14 protein-coding genes are annotated in these 16,374 nt (G+C 71.8%); 7 read left to right on the top strand and 7 right to left on the bottom strand.

Annotation, left to right across the window (positions count from 1 at the left end; translation table 11 throughout):
• Nucleotides 1-2 precede the first annotated feature (2 nt).
• The 4 genes from FHX37_RS01595 to FHX37_RS01580 all read left to right on the top strand — a co-directional run bounded on the left by FHX37_RS01595 (nt 3) and on the right by FHX37_RS01580 (nt 4,289).
• A complete protein-coding gene (locus FHX37_RS01595) occupies nt 3-638 on the top strand; it encodes a DUF4129 domain-containing protein (RefSeq protein ID WP_211351719.1) in 636 nt (211 codons plus the stop codon).
• On the top strand, nt 635-1,837 hold the full coding sequence (locus FHX37_RS01590; RefSeq protein ID WP_246062004.1) for a DUF4350 domain-containing protein: 1,203 nt from the start codon (nt 635-637) through the stop codon (nt 1,835-1,837). The genes FHX37_RS01595 and FHX37_RS01590 overlap by 4 nt, the downstream gene beginning before the upstream one ends.
• Before the next feature lie 57 nt (nt 1,838-1,894).
• On the top strand, nt 1,895-2,878 hold the full coding sequence (locus tag FHX37_RS01585; RefSeq protein WP_141921697.1) for an AAA family ATPase: 984 nt from the start codon (nt 1,895-1,897) through the stop codon (nt 2,876-2,878).
• A 67-nt stretch (nt 2,879-2,945) separates the two neighbouring features.
• Nucleotides 2,946-4,289: a DUF58 domain-containing protein gene (locus tag FHX37_RS01580; protein WP_141921696.1), complete on the top strand. Its 1,344-nt coding sequence runs from the start codon at nt 2,946-2,948 to the stop codon at nt 4,287-4,289.
• Nucleotides 4,290-4,497: 208 nt separating this feature from the next.
• Here FHX37_RS01580 and FHX37_RS01575 read toward each other — a convergent pair whose 3' ends face one another.
• Nucleotides 4,498-5,493: a stage II sporulation protein M gene (locus tag FHX37_RS01575; protein ID WP_141921695.1), complete on the bottom strand. Its 996-nt coding sequence runs from the start codon at nt 5,491-5,493 to the stop codon at nt 4,498-4,500.
• A 141-nt stretch (nt 5,494-5,634) separates the two neighbouring features.
• Between FHX37_RS01575 and FHX37_RS01570 the strand changes: the two genes are divergently transcribed.
• Nucleotides 5,635-6,426, top strand: coding sequence for an RDD family protein (locus tag FHX37_RS01570; RefSeq protein WP_141921694.1), 792 nt, complete (start codon nt 5,635-5,637; stop codon nt 6,424-6,426).
• A 78-nt stretch (nt 6,427-6,504) separates the two neighbouring features.
• Here FHX37_RS01570 and ahcY (FHX37_RS01565) read toward each other — a convergent pair whose 3' ends face one another.
• Nucleotides 6,505-7,764, bottom strand: a complete 1,260-nt coding sequence (gene ahcY / locus FHX37_RS01565; RefSeq protein ID WP_141921693.1) for an adenosylhomocysteinase — start codon at nt 7,762-7,764, stop codon at nt 6,505-6,507.
• An 18-nt stretch (nt 7,765-7,782) separates the two neighbouring features.
• Complete coding sequence (gene ahcY, locus FHX37_RS01560) at nt 7,783-9,219, bottom strand: adenosylhomocysteinase (protein ID WP_141921692.1); 1,437 nt, start codon at nt 9,217-9,219, stop codon at nt 7,783-7,785.
• Nucleotides 9,220-9,355: 136 nt separating this feature from the next.
• On the opposite strand from ahcY (FHX37_RS01560), the gene FHX37_RS01555 reads away from it, so the two are divergent.
• Nucleotides 9,356-9,787, top strand: a complete 432-nt coding sequence (locus tag FHX37_RS01555) for a MerR family transcriptional regulator (RefSeq protein ID WP_141921691.1) — start codon at nt 9,356-9,358, stop codon at nt 9,785-9,787.
• 190 nt (nt 9,788-9,977) lie between these two features.
• Here FHX37_RS01555 and FHX37_RS01550 read toward each other — a convergent pair whose 3' ends face one another.
• On the bottom strand, nt 9,978-12,053 hold the full coding sequence (locus FHX37_RS01550; protein ID WP_141921690.1) for an acyltransferase family protein: 2,076 nt from the start codon (nt 12,051-12,053) through the stop codon (nt 9,978-9,980).
• Nucleotides 12,054-12,291: 238 nt separating this feature from the next.
• Nucleotides 12,292-13,182: an LppX_LprAFG lipoprotein gene (locus FHX37_RS01545; protein ID WP_141921689.1), complete on the bottom strand. Its 891-nt coding sequence runs from the start codon at nt 13,180-13,182 to the stop codon at nt 12,292-12,294.
• Between the two features lie 237 nt (nt 13,183-13,419).
• Here FHX37_RS01545 and FHX37_RS01540 point away from each other — a divergent pair, with 237 nt between their 5' ends.
• A complete protein-coding gene (locus FHX37_RS01540; protein WP_141921688.1) occupies nt 13,420-14,616 on the top strand; it encodes a hypothetical protein in 1,197 nt (398 codons plus the stop codon).
• A gap of 24 nt (nt 14,617-14,640) precedes the next feature.
• On the opposite strand, the gene FHX37_RS01535 is transcribed toward FHX37_RS01540, so the two are convergent.
• Nucleotides 14,641-16,032 (bottom strand): serine/threonine-protein kinase, encoded by a 1,392-nt coding sequence (locus tag FHX37_RS01535; RefSeq protein WP_141921687.1) that lies wholly within the window; start codon nt 16,030-16,032, stop codon nt 14,641-14,643.
• A 153-nt stretch (nt 16,033-16,185) separates the two neighbouring features.
• On the bottom strand, nt 16,186-16,362 hold the full coding sequence (locus tag FHX37_RS01530) for a Trm112 family protein (protein WP_141921686.1): 177 nt from the start codon (nt 16,360-16,362) through the stop codon (nt 16,186-16,188).
• Nucleotides 16,363-16,374 lie beyond the last annotated feature (12 nt).

Genomic DNA, 16,374 nt, shown 5'->3' with positions numbered 1-16,374 from the left:
CCGTGGCCACCACCGTCCTGACCGGCGCGCTCAGTGGGGACGAGGGCCGGGAGATCGCCCGGGAGGAACTCTCCAAGCGCGTCTACGACCAGGCCGAACCCGGCCTGATCGAGCTGGTGTACACCCGGGTGTCGGAGTGGCTCAACCGGGTGCTCGCGGAGGCCAGTACGGCTGTCCCGGGCGGCTGGTGGGTTCTCGGCCCGCTGTTGTTCCTCCTCGTCGCCCTGGCCGGGGCGGCGGTGGGCTACGCGCGCCCCGCGCGCCGGGCGCGGCGGGCGGCCGTGGTCACCGGCAGGGCCGCGGGCAGCCCGGACGACCACCGCGCGGCGGCCGAACGCCACGCCGCGGCGGGTGACCACACAGCCGCCATCCGGGAGCGGTTGCGGGCCATCAGCCGCTCCCTGGAGGAGCGGGCCGTCCTCGCCCCCCGGCCCGGGCGGACCGCGACGGAACTCGCCACGGAAGCCTCGGCTATGCTCCCGGAACACAGGGCCGCGTTCGAGCGGGCGGCACGGATGTTCAACGACACGGTCTACGGCCGGCGCCCGGCCGAAGCTGAGGAGTACCAGGCGTTGCGGGAGCTGGACGAAGCGTTGCCGGAGACACGTCCGCTACAGGAAGCGGGGCAGCGCCAGTGACGACGAGCCCCGCCCCCTCCCCCGGTTCGGAAACACCCACGGCGACCTCGCGGTCTCCCGGCGAGTTGTGGCGCCGCGCGCGTGGCCCCGTGGCGTTCCTCGGCGTACTCACGCTGCTCTCCGTGGTCCTGTCCCTGGGCGGGCAGGAGTACCCCACGGGACCACTCGAACCCGAGGGACCCAACGCGCAGGGCTCCCGCGCACTGGTACAGGTCCTGCAGCAGCGCGGGAACGACGTCACCGTCGCCCGTAGCGTCGGTGACGCCCGCGAGGCCGCCCACGCGGACTCGGTACTGGTGGTCGCGGGATCGCAGCGACTCCCCGACCGGCACCTGGAACGGCTCTCCGAGGCCTCCGGGGACCTGCTGCTGCCCCGGCCGGCGACAACGGCGCTGGAGGAACTCGCCCCGGAGGTGGAGCGCGCGGGCGTCACCGACGTGACGTCCCTGGACCCCGGGTGCGAGGCGCCGGCCGCCGAGGCCGCCGGGCGTGCGGACACCGGCGGAACCCTGTACACCCCGGCGGAGGACACGACCGGTGCCACGGGGTGCTACCCCGATCCCGGGGAGGACGCGGACGACGGGTACGGACTGCTGCGTGTGGACCGGGAGAACGGCGGAACCACCACCCTGCTCGGGAACCCCGCCCCGCTGACCAACGAGCGGCTCGCGCGCGGCGGGAACGCCGCGCTGGCGCTGAACCTCATCGGTGACCGGGACACCGTGTGGCTGCTGCCGGACGTTCCCGAGGACGGGGAGGACGCGGGGCTGTGGCAGATGCTGCCGGTGTCGCTGCGGATGGCGCTCATTCCGCTCGCCGTGACCCTGCTGGCGCTGGCGCTGTGGCGCGGGCGGCGGCTGGGACCGCTCGTCTCCGAACGGCTCCCCGTGGTGGTGCGGGCCGCGGAGACCACGGAGGGGCGGGCCCGACTGTACGCCTCCCGGCACGCCCGGGACCGCGCCGCGGCCGCGCTGCGCACGGGCTTCCTCGAGCGGGTGCTCCCCACTCTCGGGCTCGGTCCGGACGCCACGCCCGAGACCGTGCTGGAGGCTCTCGCCACCCGTACCGGAGAGGATCCGCAGCGGGTGCGCGCCCTGGTGTACGCCCCCGACGAGGGAACGGACACGTTCACCGTCGACGACCGCGCCCTCGTACGGCTCGCCGACCAGCTGGACGCGCTCGCGCGGCGCGTGCGGTGAGGCACTGCGTTCCCCCGACAGCAACCACGAGACAAGGACGAAAGAGGTAAGTCTGAGGTGACCGCCTTCACCGCTGAGGAACCGCCCTCCGCCGAACAGGCGCGAGAGGCGCTGACCGCGCTGCGCCACGAGGTCGCCAAGGCCGTCGTCGGCCAGGAGGAGACCGTGACCGGCCTGGTGGTCGCGTTGCTGTGCCGCGGCCACGTGCTGATGGAGGGCGTGCCCGGTGTCGCCAAGACCCTCCTGGTGCGGGCCGTGTCCGCCGCGCTCTCCCTCGACCACAAGCGCACCCAGTTCACCCCCGACCTGATGCCGGGAGACGTCACCGGTTCGCAGATCTACGACGCGCGTTCGGCGAAGTTCGAGTTCTACGAGGGGCCGGTGTTCACGCACCTGTTCCTCGCCGACGAGATCAACCGGACCCCGCCCAAGACGCAGGCGGCCCTGCTGGAGGCCATGGAGGAACGGCAGGTGACGGTGGAGGGGCATCCCGTTCCGCTCCCCGACCCGTTCGTCGTGGCTGCCACCCAGAACCCGGTGGAGTACGAGGGGACCTACCCGCTCCCGGAGGCCCAGCTGGACCGGTTCCTCCTCAAGCTCGTCGTCTCCCTCCCGGAGCGCGACCAGGAGGTCGGGATGCTCACCCGGCACGCGGAGGGGTTCGACCCCAGCGACCTGGCAGCGGCAGGCGTGCGCCCGGTGGCCGGTGTGGCGGAGCTGCGCGCGGCGCGCGAGGCGGTCGCCCGTACCCATGTCACGCCGGAGGTGCTGTCCTACGTCGTGGACGTGTGCCGGGGGACGCGGGCGTCCCCGTCACTGCAGCTGGGCGCCTCCCCCCGAGGGGCGACCGCGCTGCTGCGCACCAGCAGGACCTGGGCCTGGCTGGCGGGCCGGGACTACGTCACCCCCGACGACGTGAAGTCGCTGGCCAAAGCGACGCTGCGGCACCGTGTCGCGCTGCGCCCCGAAGCCGAGTTGGAGGGTGCCACCACGGACGGCGTCCTGGACGGGGTGCTGGCCTCCGTCCCGGTTCCCCAGTGAGCACCACCGCGGACGGCGACAGCGGCGAAACCGGCACGGCAGCACGGGGACGAGGAAGAGGCGACGGATGGCGATCACCGGACGGACGGTTCTCGCCGCCTGCGGCGGCACACTTGTCGTGCTCATCGCGGGTGCGGTGGGCATGTGGCTCGTCGGGGCCGTGCTGTTCCTGCTCGCGGCCGCGGTCGTTGCGGACCTGGTGCTCGCGCCGAGCGCGCGGGCGGTCACGTTCGAACGGGGCGGCGACACGTCGGTCCGGTTGGGGGAAACGGCGTCGGTGACGCTCGTGCTCACGAACCCGTCCCGGCGCCGGCTGCGCGGCCGCGTCCGGGACGCGTGGAGCCCGAGCGCCGGGGACCGACCCGACCCGTCCAGCCCCAGCCGGCCGCGCGGGGGCGGGCACACGCCGACGCACGTCGTCAACGTCGCGGGGGGAGAACGCGCGCGGCTCTGCACGACTCTCACCCCCCGGCGGCGGGGCGACCACCGCGCCGCCGGGGTGACGGTGCGCAGTCTCGGACCGTTGGGGCTGGCGGCCCGGCAGTGCACCCACACCGTGCCGTGGACACTGCGGGCGCTTCCGCCGTTCCGCAGCCGTCGCCACCTTCCGGGGAAACTGGCGCGGCTGCGCGAGCTGGACGGGCAGCACAGCGCGCTCGTACGCGGGCAGGGAAGCGAGTTCGACTCGCTGCGGGAGTACGTCCCCGGCGACGACGTGCGCTCCATCGACTGGCGCGCCACCGCCCGCAGCGACAGTGTGGTGGTACGGACGTGGCGTCCCGAGCGGGACCGCCGGATCCTGCTGGTCCTGGACACCAGCCGCACGTCGGCGGGCCGGGTCGGCGACGCCCCGCGCCTGGACCACGCGATGGACGCCGCGCTGCTGCTGGCGGCACTGGCGGCCCAGGCCGGCGACCGGGTGGACATGCTCGCCTACGACCAGCAGGTGCGGGCTCGGGTGCGCAGCCACGGCCGTGGGACCACGGTGCCCGCCATCGTCCAGGCGATGGCGCCGCTGGAGTCCGAGCTGGTGGAGATGGACGCGGACGGTCTCACCTCGTCCGTCCTCGGGGGTCAGCGCCGCAGCAGCCAGCTGGTGGTGCTACTGACCGACCTGAACGCGACCGCCATGGAGCAGGGGCTCCTCCCCAGGCTTCCCGCCCTGACGTCGCGGCACACGCTGCTGGTCGCCGCGGTGGGTGACCCCCGGGTGACCGAGATGTCCCGGGAGCGCGGCGACGCCCGGTCGGTCTACGAGGCCGCGGCGGCGGAACGCACCCTGGCCGAGCGGCGCCGCATCACCGCCGAGCTGCGCCGGCACGGGGTTGAGGTGGTCGACTCCGACCCGGAGAACATCGCACCGGCGCTGGCGGACGCCTACATCTCGCTGAAGGCCCGGGGAAGGCTCTGAGGCGGCTGGGCCGGCGTACGGTTCCTGGCCAGCGGCCGCAGCCGGTCGGGAACGGTCGGCGACGCACGCGCCGTCCCCGACCGGGGTGGAACCGGGGCGGCCGGCGAGCCGGAGGCCGGAGCCCCCGCCGTTCCGGCGGGGTGCATTCGCCGGGTGTGTCCCCTTGGAAGAGGAGATCGGGATCGCCCGACCCCCCGGGGGGTCGGGCTTACCCCGCGACCGGGGCCGTCTGCGGGCGTTCCGCGATGTCGCCGGTCTCGCCGTCCCGGTGGGCGGCGCGGCCGAGGGTGAACACGTACGCCAGGAACGCCGCCTCCGCCACCACGCCGATGCCGATACGCAGCCAGGTGGTGTGCACCCACCCCGTGACGAACCCCTCGATCAGGCCCGACACCAGCAGCACCACGACCAGTCCCAGAGCCACCGCGATTGCGGGGCGCGCCTCCTCCCCGAGGGCCCGCAGCCGCGGCCGCGGCCCGGGCGCGATCAGGCTCCACCCGAGTTTGAGTCCGACCCCGGAGGCGACGAACACGGCGGTCAGCTCCAGCATCCCGTGCGGCAGGATCAGTCCGAGGAAGATGTCCCCCTTGCCGTGCGCGAACATCATCCCCGCGGCCGCGCCCAGGTTCCCGCCGTTGAGGAGCAGTACCGCGATCGTGGGCAGACAGCCGAACGCTCCCAGTATCAGCGCCTGGGCCGAGGCCCACACGTTGTTCGTCCACACCTGGGCGGCGAAGGAGGCTCCGGGGTGCTCCACGTAGTAGTTGGCGAAGTCGTTCTCCACGTAGGCGCGGATCTCCTCCGGGGTTCCCAGGGCCGAGCGCGCGGCCGGGTCCACCACCAGCCACACCGCCAGCGCGGCGGAGAACGCCACGGTTCCCACGGTCGTGGCGATCCACCACCACCGCAGCCGGTACACGACGGCGGGGAAGGTATGGGTGAAGAAGCGGGCGGCGTCCCGCCAGGCGGGGGTGCTCGCGCCGGTGACGGCGGCGCGGGCCCGCGCTACCAGCCCGGACAGCCACCCCGCCAGCGCCGGGTCCTGCCCGGAGGAACGCACCACCGACAGGTGGGTGGCCGCCCGTTGGTAGGACTCCACCAGCTCGTCCACCTCGGGACCGGTCAGGCGGCGGCGCTTGCGCACCAGGCGGTCGAGTCGGTTCCACTCGTCGCGGTGGGCGGAGGCGAAAACGTCGAGATCCACACACCGGACTCTACCGACACCGCCGGCCCGGCGCGGGGTGGCGGGGGTGGCGCCCCGGGGACTGGCTCGGTACGGCGCCCGCTCCTGCCAGACTGGGAGGCGGGTAGGTAGGGAACGCGACGGTACAGGGGCGGTGCAACCGTGACGCATCCGGGTAGCCACGGCTACGACGAACAGACATCCCTCGTCACCGGGGAGGCTGTCGTCCTGGACCTGCGTCCCGCCGGGTTCGCCACCCGGATGGCGGCGCTGTTCTGCGACGTCATCGTCCAGCTCGCCCTGCTGCTCGGCGCCACGTTCCTGACGCTGTGGGTCTCGCAGGGGTTGGACGGGGCGGCCACGGCCGCGGTCCAGATCGGGTTGATGGTCCTGATCCTCGTGGGCTATCCGGTGGCTTTCGAGACGGCGACGCGCGGGCGTTCGCTGGGGAAGATGGCGCTGGGGCTGCGCGTCGTGGGCATGGACGGCTCGCCGGAACGGTTCCGGCAAGCGCTGGCGCGCGCGCTGGCCGCCGCGGTGGAGATATGGACCCTGTCCGGGATCCTTGCGCTGCTGTCCTCGCTGGCCAACCGGGACGGTCGGCGTGTCGGTGACTTCCTCGCCGGAACGCTCGTCACGGCGGAACGCGTGCCGCGTCCGGCGGAGGCGGACGTGACCATGCCGCCGCACCTGGCGGCGTGGGCCTACACGGCCGAACTGTCCCAGGTGGGGCCGGACGCCGCCGCTATGGCGCGGCAGTACGTCCTGCGCCTGGGCGAGCTGACCGAGGAGAGCCGGCACACGTTGGGCAGCCAGGTCGCCGATGTCGTGGCGCGTTCGGTGAGCCCGCCGCCGCCTCCCGGAACCCCGCCGGAGGACTTCCTCGCCGCCGTGCTCGCGGAGCGCCGCCGCCGCGAGGAGGAGAAGATCGCCCAGCGCGGCAGCTGGCGCTGACCGCGCCGACCCGCGGCGGCCGCCGCGGGTCCAAGCGCGCTGAGGAGGCACGGCGGCCGCCGCGGTCGGTTCCGGTTCTCACACGCGCCAGGAGTGCAGGTAGTCCTCCTGTTGGGGTGTGAGGGTGTCGATGCCGACGCCGAGCGCGTCGAGTTCCAGCTGCGCCACGTCGACGTCGATGGGGTCGGGAACGTCGAGCACTCCCGGGGTGAGGTCGTCGCTGTTGTCGACGAGCCAGGCCACGGTGAGCGCCTGCACGGAGAACGAGGTGTCCATCACCGCGGCCGGGTGGCCCTCGGCCGCACCGAGGTTGAGCAGTCGCCCCTCGGCGAGGAGGACGATGCGCCGGCCGTCGGCGAGCACGTACTCGTCGGTCTGGGGACGGACCTCGCGTCGCACCTCGACCGCGAGCGACTCCAGCGCGTTCAGGTCGATCTCGACGTCGAAGTGTCCGGAGTTCGCGAGGACCGCGCCGTCCTTGAGCTGGGCGAGGTGCTCGGCGCGTATCACGTCACGGTTGCCGGTGACGGTGACGAGCACGTCGCCCTCCGCCGCCGCCTGTTCCATGGGCAGGACGGTGTAGCCCTGCATCACCGCGTCCAGCGCCTTGACGGGGTCGACCTCGGTCACGATGACGCGGGCTCCCATGCCGCGGGCGCGTTCGGCGAGGCCGCGGCCGCAGTAGCCGAATCCGGCGACGACCAGTGTCCGGCCGGCCAGCATGGCGTTCGTGGCGCGCATGATGCCGTCGATGGTGGACTGCCCGGTCCCGTAGCGGTTGTCGAACATCCGCTTCGTCGCGGTGTCGTTGACCGCGACCATCGGGAGCTGCAGTACCCCTTCCGCCCCCATCTGGCGCAGCCGGATGACACCGGTGGTGGTCTGTTCGCAGCCGCCGGTGATGCCGGGCAGCAGCTCCGGTCGTTCCCGGTGCACGATGTTGACCAGGTCGCACCCGTCGTCGAGGAGAATGTGCGGGGAGCCCTCCAGAACCGTGGCGAGGTTGCGGTCGTAGCTGACCTGGTCCATCCCGGCCCGTGCGTACACGGAGACCCCGTACTCGGCCACCAGCGCGGCGGCCGTGTCGTCCTGGGTCGACAGGGGGTTGGACGCGGCCAGCGCGATGTCGGCGCCGCCGGCGCGCAACGTGCACAGCGCGTTCGCCGTTTCGGCCGTGACGTGCATGCAGGCGGCGATGCGCACACCCGCCAGGGGCCGCTGGTCGGCGAACCGTTCCCGGATGCGGCGTAGCGCGGGCATGGCCCGTTCGGCCCAGTCGATACGGCGGACCCCGGCCTGGGCCAGGCCGAGGTCCGCGACATCATGTGGTACTGCCATATGTGCAGTAGTCTGCCACTAGTAGCGGTAGTGCTCGGGCTTGTACGGCCCGGCGACGTCCACACCGATGTAGGCGGCCTGCTCCTTGGTGAGCTCGGTCAGCTTCACCCCGAGCGCGTCGAGGTGCAGGCGGGCGACCTTCTCGTCGAGGAGCTTCGGCAGCATGTAGACGCCGGTGGGGTACTCGCTCGTCTTGGTGAACAGCTCGATCTGGGCGATCGTCTGGTTCGTGAAGCTGTTCGACATGACGAAGCTCGGGTGGCCCGTGGCGTTGCCCAGGTTGAGCAGCCGGCCCTCGGACAGCACCAGAACGCTGTGGCCGTCCGGGAAGGCGTACTCGTGCACCTGCGGCTTGATCTCGGTCTTCTTGATGCCCGGGATGTTCTCCAGGCCGGCCATGTCGATCTCGTTGTCGAAGTGACCGATGTTGCCGACAATGGCGTTGTGCTTCATCCGCTTCATGTGCTCAGCGGTGAAGATGTTGAAGTTGCCGGTCGTGGTGACGAAGATGTCGGCGATCTCGACGGCGTCCTCCACCGTCGTGACCTCGTAACCCTCCATCGCGGCCTGCAGCGCGTTGATCGGGTCGATCTCGCTGACCAGCACGCGGCAGCCCTGGCCGCGCAGCGACTCGGCGCTGCCCTTGCCGACGTCACCGAAGCCGGCGACGAGGGCGACCTTGCCACCGATGAGGACATCGGTGGCGCGGTTGATGCCGTCGATGAGGGAGTGACGGCACCCGTACTTGTTGTCGAACTTGCTCTTGGTGACCGAGTCGTTGACGTTGATCGCCGGGAAGAGCAGCTCGTCACTGCGGTACATCTCGTACAGGCGGTGGACACCGGTGGTGGTCTCCTCGGTCACGCCCTTGATCTTGGACGCGATCTTGGTCCACTTCTGCGGGTCCTTGGCCAGGCTGTTGCGCAGCCGCTCCAGAACGACCTTGAACTCGTCAGGGTCGTCGGCGGTCGGCTGGGGAACAGCGCCGGCGCGCTCGAACTCCACGCCCTTGTGGACGAGCGTGGTGGCGTCGCCGCCGTCATCCAGGATCATGTTGGGACCGTCACCGCCGGGCCAGGTCAGCGCCGTCTCGGTGCACTCCCAGTACTCCTCCAGGGTCTCGCCCTTCCAGGCGAACACCGGGACACCCTGCGGGTTGTCCGGGGTTCCGTTCGGGCCGACGACAACCGCCGCGGCCGCCTGGTCCTGGGTGGAGAAGATGTTGCAGCTGACCCACCGGACCTCGGCGCCCAGCTCAACGAGGGTCTCGATCAGGACGGCGGTCTGCACCGTCATGTGCAGCGAGCCCATGATCTTGGCGCCCTTGAGGGGCTTGGATGCGCCGTACTCGGCACGGGTGGCCATGAGGCCCGGCATCTCGTGCTCGGCGAGCTTGATCTCCTTGCGACCGAGCTCAGCCAGGGACAGGTCGGCGACTTTGTAGTCGAATGCCATGCGTATCTACTCCTCCTGATGGATACGCGTCGAGTCTAGACACGGATCGGCGGTAAAAGCACGGCCAAACCGGGAAAATTGACGCTGCTTTGTCAAAAAACCTCTTTCCAGCGGGTTTCTCGGTTAGGGTCTTGCCATGTCCGACCGCGAACGTTCACCCTCCACACCGGCCCACAGGCCCAGCAGGAACGACAGCGAGGAGCGCATCCCGATCTCCTCGGCCGCCGAACGGCTCGACACCTCCGCGCGGATGCTGCGCTACCGGGAGAACCTCGGTCTGCTCCCGGTGACCAAGGAGCAGCCCACCGGCCGCGGCCACCGGCACCGGCGCTTCTCCGAGGCGGACCTGCGCACCGTCGCCGCCGGGCTGGAGCTGGAACGGGCCTACGACATCACCCCGGCGGCCCTGGCGTTCGCGCTGCGGATGCTCGCCGAGCCCACAACCCTCGCCCGTGTCCGCGCCTACGGGGAGCGCCTGGGCCGCCTGGCCCCGCCGCCGGCGCGAGCCATGGACTTCGAGAAGCAGAAGGCGCTGCGTCTGATGCGGCAGCGGGAGCAGGACCAGTAAGCACCGTCGGACGGACGCCCGTCCCGCAGCGCGGCGCCCCAGCACCGCCCCGGCGGTGTTCCCCGGCCGGCGGAGGACCCGTGCCCCGGTCCTCGGCCCCACCTGCGCGGCACCGGCGTCCTCGTCCGTGACGGGCGGCGCCCACCGGACCCGGCCCGACACGGCGTGCGGGCCGCCCCGGGTTACCGGGTCACCAGCCGGTGGCCCCGGTCATCTCCCGCTCCAGCACCGGCGCCAACGTACGCATGTAGGTACGGGTGATGTGGTTGCCGTCCCAGTACACCAGCACGTTCCCGACCACCGCGGGGCACTCGGCACCGGAGCACAGGTAGTCGTTCAGGTCGAGGAGGGACACGTTCCCGGGAAGGCCGGAGACCCCGGCCAGCGGCGACGTCCGCTCCAGCGACCCCCACCGCTGGCCGACGCACTCCTCCGGCCCCTCGCTCGCCACGCACTCGGCCGTGTCGAATCCCACACGCGGGGTGTCCCGCACCGCCACGACCTCGATGCCGAGTTCGTCCAGTTCCCGCCAGCGGTCCAGGTAGCCCTCCACGACCACCTCACCCCCGAACCCGGCCTCCGGGTCGATGCTGCTGGTGGTGGCGGTGGTGAAGACCGCGTCGGGCCGCAGCTCGGCCAGCTCGGCCACGACGCCGTCGTTCCACTCGGCGCACGAGGTGTACGTCTCGCCGTCGTAGGTCTGTTCCAGGTCGGTGAACAGGCACGCGCCCTTGACGATGTTGACTACGCGCCACCCGTTGTCGTCGGCGATCCGCTCCAGTGCCGGGAACCAGTGCGCGGCGTGGGAACCCCCGACCAGGGCGATCGTGCGCTCGGGGTCGCTCGCGCCGTAGGAGCAGGTGATCACCTCCGCGTCCCGGGTGTTCTGGTTGCACTCGTCCGCGTAGGTGACCGGCAGGTCCTCCGCCGCCTCCGCCGGGTCCGGCTGGACCGGAAGGTCGGGGACGGTCTCGGGGGCGTCCCCCGTCATCACCCGCGCTCCCGGGTAGTTCCCCGGCTCGGCCGCGAGAGCGGAGCGGTGGCGCTGCTGGAGGTCCAGGTAGCCGGACCACCCGCCGGCGGCGGTGAGCACGGGCAGGAGGAACGCGAGCCCGGCCGCGACCGAGCGCACCGGCGTGGTTCCGCCCCGCAGCAGCCGGTCGCGGCCGCCGTCCACCAGCCGCTGGGTGGCCGCCGCGAGCACCAGCGACACCGCCAGGACCGCGCTGCCGGAGACCATGCCCGGAACCTCTTGACCAGTGAGTGTGAGATAGCACACCAGCACCGGCCAGTGCCACAGGTACAGCGCGTAGGAGATGTCGCCGAGGTAGCGCAGCGGGCGCCGGGACAGCACGCGGTCGGCGCCGACGCGGCTGCCCGTGTCACCGGCGGCGAGCACCAGCACCGCCGCCAGGGTCGGCCACAGCGCGACGTAGCCGGGGAACATGGTCGACACCTGGAACAGGGCCCCGCACGCGACCAGGCCGAACAGTCCCACCCACCCCAGCGCGACGCGCAGCGTCCGTGCCAGCCGCAGTCTCGGGAGGAGCAGCGCCGCCATTCCGCCGAGAGCCAGCTCCCACACCCGGGCACCGGTGTCGAAGTAGGCCCACTGCTGCTCCAGTCGGGTGACCACCACCGAGTAGGCCAGCGACAGCGCGAACACCGCCGTCAGCGCCACCAGCACGGTCCGGCGCGTGTTCCACCCGGACCGGGCGGCCGCCCACACCGCCGCCGCCACCAGGAACGGCCACACCAGGTAGAGCTGGCCCTGGATGGACAGGGACCAGAAGTGCTGCACCGGGCTGGCCGCGGTGTTGCTGGCCAGGTAGTCCACCGAGTTCAGTGCCAGGTGCCAGTTCTCGTGGTACAGCGCGGCCGCGACGACCTCACTGAGCGTGTCCCGCCACCGGGCCTGTGGCAGGAACAGGTATGTGGCAGTGAGGATGCCGGCCAGTGCCACCGCGGCGGTGGGGACGAGCCGGCGCACCAGCCTCGTCCAGAACTCCACGACCCCCACCCGGCCGTCGCGTTCCGCGGAACGCACCAGGGAACCGGTGATCAGGAACCCGGTGAGCAGCAGGAAAACGTCCACACCACCGGAGACCCGGCCGAACCAGATGTGGTACACGGCGACGAGCAGGACCGCGACCGCACGCAGCCCCTGGAGCTCCGGCCGGTAACCGGACCGGGGCGCGGAGGCGGCTGGCCGCGACGGCTGGTGGGTGCCACCGTGCGCGGCGGTGGATGCGGGGGCGGATGGCACGAGGGGATACCTTACGTTTCTGACCCGGGGTTGGGCCGCCCGCCGCGCACGTCACGCCTGGGGCACCCGCGGCGCTCGGGGTGCCGGCGCGGACGGCCGTGCCGGGCCATCCTGCCCGCGAGCGGTTACACCGCGGAGCCCGGAAGCTGAACCCGCGGTAACACCCCGGCGAGCAGCCGAAACACCGGTGCGCTCCGGAAACCGGACCGCCCGCGGTGCCCCTCGGCAGAGCCGCCACTCACCCCTGCAGGCTCTCCGACAGGGTGGCGGTCTCCTCCTCAGCGGGCGCCTCGACCATCAGCTCGCTTCCCCAGCCGCTGAAGTCGACCGTGCTCGTGACCGGCCCGTCCGCCTCGGGACTGCGGAGCTCCACGCTGAACTCCCGGGGCAGCCCCTTGTCGGAGACGGCGAACTCCCAGGAGACCTCATCCAACCCCTGGTCGACGAGGTCGGTGAACTCCTCGTGTCCGGCGTCGGAGAGGTCCTGGGTGGAACTCGTACCGGTGTAGCGCGTGACCGTGTCTCCCCCGGCGTCCTCGGTCTCCGGGGAACCGTCCAGCTCCCCCAGCCGCACCACGTCGAGACTGGAGTTCCCGGAGGCCTGGGCGAGCGCCTCGTTGGTCTCCTTCAGCAGCACGTTGAACAGTTCGGCCATGGGGCCGAGCTGCTCCTCGTTCTCGGCGATGTCCTGCTGGGAGATGAGCATCCAGGACTTGCCGTCCATGATGTCCTCCTCCTCGAGCTGGGTGTACATCACCTTGTCCTTGACGACGACGTTGCTCGTGGTGGTCTCGCCGTCCACCGTGTCCTCGACCGTCATCTCCGCCGCGACCGGGTCGGTGAGGAGCAGGTCCATCTCGGTGTTCTCGAGCGGCTCCGCCTCGGGGATGTCGGGTTCGACACTGACCGTGACGTGCACCGACAGGGCCTCGTTCATCCGCTTCTCGGAGATGTCGGCGAGTTTCTCGAGGTCACTGTCGGGGAGGTCGACGGTGTCCATGTCCGACTGCGGGGTCCAGTCGGGGGACGTGTCCTTCTCGGCTCCGGAGTCGGAGCCCTCACCCTGGCAGGCGGCCACGCCGAGTACTACTGCCAGCCACAGGGCACTGTGCGGGAGGAAGCGCTTCATAATACGTTGAGCATATAGGCGCGCGGGCGCGTTACGGCAGCCGCCCGTCAGCGCTGGCCGGATCCGGCCACCCTGGCCGGCGTCGACCGGTCCGCGGTACCGCGGAGTCCCACAAAGCCTCGGCTCCCGTTTCCCGCGCAACGGAAACCCCAGGTGGCAGTGTCATCCGCCCCTCGCCCCGGGAAGAATCCGGGTCCGACACGTTTCCACCACCGATACGCGGGCTACGGTGACACCGTGAACTTTGGATCTGGCAGCGTCCTCGTGCGGGAACACCTCGCGGCAGATACCAGCCGCGAACTGGCGAAACTGGACCGGCTGCGCGACGTGTGGGCCGAACACCGCCGTCCCCACCCTCCGGACCGGCCGGACGAGGCCCGCCACGCCCTAATCCAGCGCCATGCCCGGGAGCTGCGGGCGTTGGCGGGGCACACCGCCACCCCGGTCGAGCAGCTACGCGCCGACGAGGAGGCCCTGGCCACCACCGCCGCCGACTGCCGGGCGGTGCAGGAGCTCACCCCCACCTACCTCCACCTCCTCGCCCAGCGCTTCCCCGGGTTCGACCACCCCGCTCCGTGGAGCCCGGAGGCCGGCGAGCGCATCGCCGACGCGGCACGGATCGAGGCCCACCCGGTCGTGCGTGCGGCGCACGTGTTCCTCGCGTGCGCGGCGGAGCTGGCACCGGCCGCACCGGAGCAGGACCGCCCGGGCCCGCCGCAGCACTGGCGCCACCCCCTGCCGTGGGCACTGGCCTCCCTGTCGCTGCTGCGCTCCAACTACCCGCCGCTGGCGCTGGACCACCGGCTGGCCTCCGAACTGCACGACGCCGCCTCGGGTACGGACCACACGCGGCGCGTGTCCGGCCTCGTCCCCGTCCTGGCCGGGATGGAGGCGGCCGCGTTGCGCAAGGAGCTGGGTTGTTCGGTACCGGGCGGCAAGTACCGGCCGCCCCGCACCGAACCGTTGGCCGCCGCGGTGCACCGGCGCGTCCAGGAACACGTGACCAGCCGGAGCGGATACCTGGCGCTCGTGCTGCGTGAGCTCGACACGACAGCCCGCGTCACCTCGGAGGCGGGAAGCGCCGAGGAGGCGCCCGAGAACCTCCGCTGCGACGACGCCGCCGCGCGGGCCCTGGTGTCGCGCGGACCGGTCTGCCGGTGGGTGTCGGTGGACCTCACCATGGCGGACGGGACGGTGCGGATGCTGGTCGCCGTCCAGGACGTGGGCACCCCGGCGACCGGGGTACTCGCGGTGACCGCCGGGGCGTGGCTCGCGACGGGCGGGAGCGAGACCGACATCCTCGACCTCGCCTGCACCCGGTGCGTCACGCTCATCCCCACCGACACCGCCGGGGAACGGTGGCCCGAGGTGGAGAGGTTCGTGGACACCGTCGTGGACACCACCGCGGACCGGCTCGCCCGCCTCGGCCTCTGAGAGGCCGCTCGGGCGGGCTCGCGCTCAGCCGCTGAGGGCCACGAGCACCAGCAGCAGGAGGAGGATGATGATCGAGACCAGCACCGCCGGCACGACCCACCCCTGGGACAGGATCGGGTCCTCCGGCTGCTGGGCCGGTTGCTGCATCGGCCGCTGCTGGGAGTACTGCTGCTGAGCGTTCATCCCCGGCTGGTACATCGTGTTCTGCCCGCCGGTGTGCGGCGGTGGGGGCGGCGGCCCGCCCATACCCGGGTTCTGCCCGGTCACCCCCGGTCCGGGCATCTGCGGTTGACCGGGCGGCATCTGCGGCTGCGGGCCCTGGGTGGGCGGCCCCTGCGGCCCGGGCGGCCCCATGGGGGGCGGCTGCGGGGCGAAACCGCCCGGTTGCGGACCGGACACGGGGCGTTCCGCCCCGGGGTTCGGCTGCGGGTGCGGCGCCTGCGGCCCGCTGGGTGGCATTCCGGGGCCCGCCGGCGGGGCCTGGGGGCCGCTGTGCTGACCGCCGGGGCCGGGGGCCGGGGGCGCCTGTGGGCCACTGGCCGGCGCTCCGGACTCGGCGATGCGTTCGCCCTCCTCCACAGCGTCCGCGGTGGAGTCGCTGGTGCTCTCCTCGTGGCCGAGCAGCCGCATCAGCAGGTTCTGGGCCGAGGGGCGCTGGTCCGGGTCCTTCTCCAGGCAGGCGGAGACGATCGGATGCAGGGACTCGGGCATCCCCTCGAGACTGGGCGGGGCGCTCACGACCCGGTGGACCACGGCGGGAACGCTGTCACTGCCGAAGGGGGCGTTTCCGGTGGAGGCGTAGGCCATGACACACCCCCAGGAGAAGATGTCGGCTTTCGCCGTGACCCCGGTGCCCTCGATCTGTTCCGGCGCCATGTAGGACGGCGTTCCCATGATCGAGTTGGTCATGGTGGCGGTGCCGTCGGCCACGCGCGCGATACCGAAGTCGATCACCCGGGGGCCGTCCGGACCCAGCAGCACGTTGCCGGGTTTGAAGTCGCGGTGCACGATGCCGGCCTGGTGGATCGCGACGAGCGCGGTCGCGGTCGACACGGCCAGCCGCTGCAGCGCCGCCCTCTTGTGCGGCCCGTCCTTGGCGACGCTCTCCTGCAGCGACATTCCCTCCACGTACTCGCTCACCACGTAGGGAGGGTCCTCGTCGAGGTTCGCCTCGTGGATGGCGGCGGTGCAGAACGACGCGACCTTCTGCGCGGCCCGGACCTCCTTCTCGAAGCGTTTCCGGAGGTCCTCGTCCTGCGCCCAGTCGTCGTTGAGGACCTTGATGGCGTACTTCTCGCCCTCCGCGTCCTCACCGAGGTAGACGACTCCCTGGCCGCCCTTTCCCACACGTCCGACCACGCTGTAGGAACCGAACGCGCTGGGATCGTTCGGCGACAGCGATTCGGGACCGGGCATCGATCTCCTCCAGAAGGGCGGGGCCGCGTCTCGCGCACGACCAGAATAGGGGGTATTGCGGCATAACCATACGTCGCGGCTGTACGCCGCGGCCTACATGGTTAGAGGGTTCCGGCCGGCTGCGAGTTCCATCGCGGACGCGGCCGTCTCCCGTCAGCTGACCCTTCTGGCTTCGTCGACGAGCAGTACCGGGATGCCGTCCCGGATGGGATAGGCCAGTCCGCTCTCGTCGCAGACGAGTTCCCCGGCCTCCTCGTCCAGCCGCAGCGGAGCTTTGCTCTCCGGGCAGGCCAGGATCTCCAGCAACCAGTCGTCGATCTTCGCGTTCATCTTCACTGTCCT

The organism is Haloactinospora alba (assembly GCF_006717075.1).
GTDB lineage: Bacteria > Actinomycetota > Actinomycetes > Streptosporangiales > Streptosporangiaceae > Haloactinospora > Haloactinospora alba.
The sequence above is the reverse complement of the archived record's forward strand: the minus strand, read 5'-3'. Positions and strand labels throughout refer to the sequence as shown.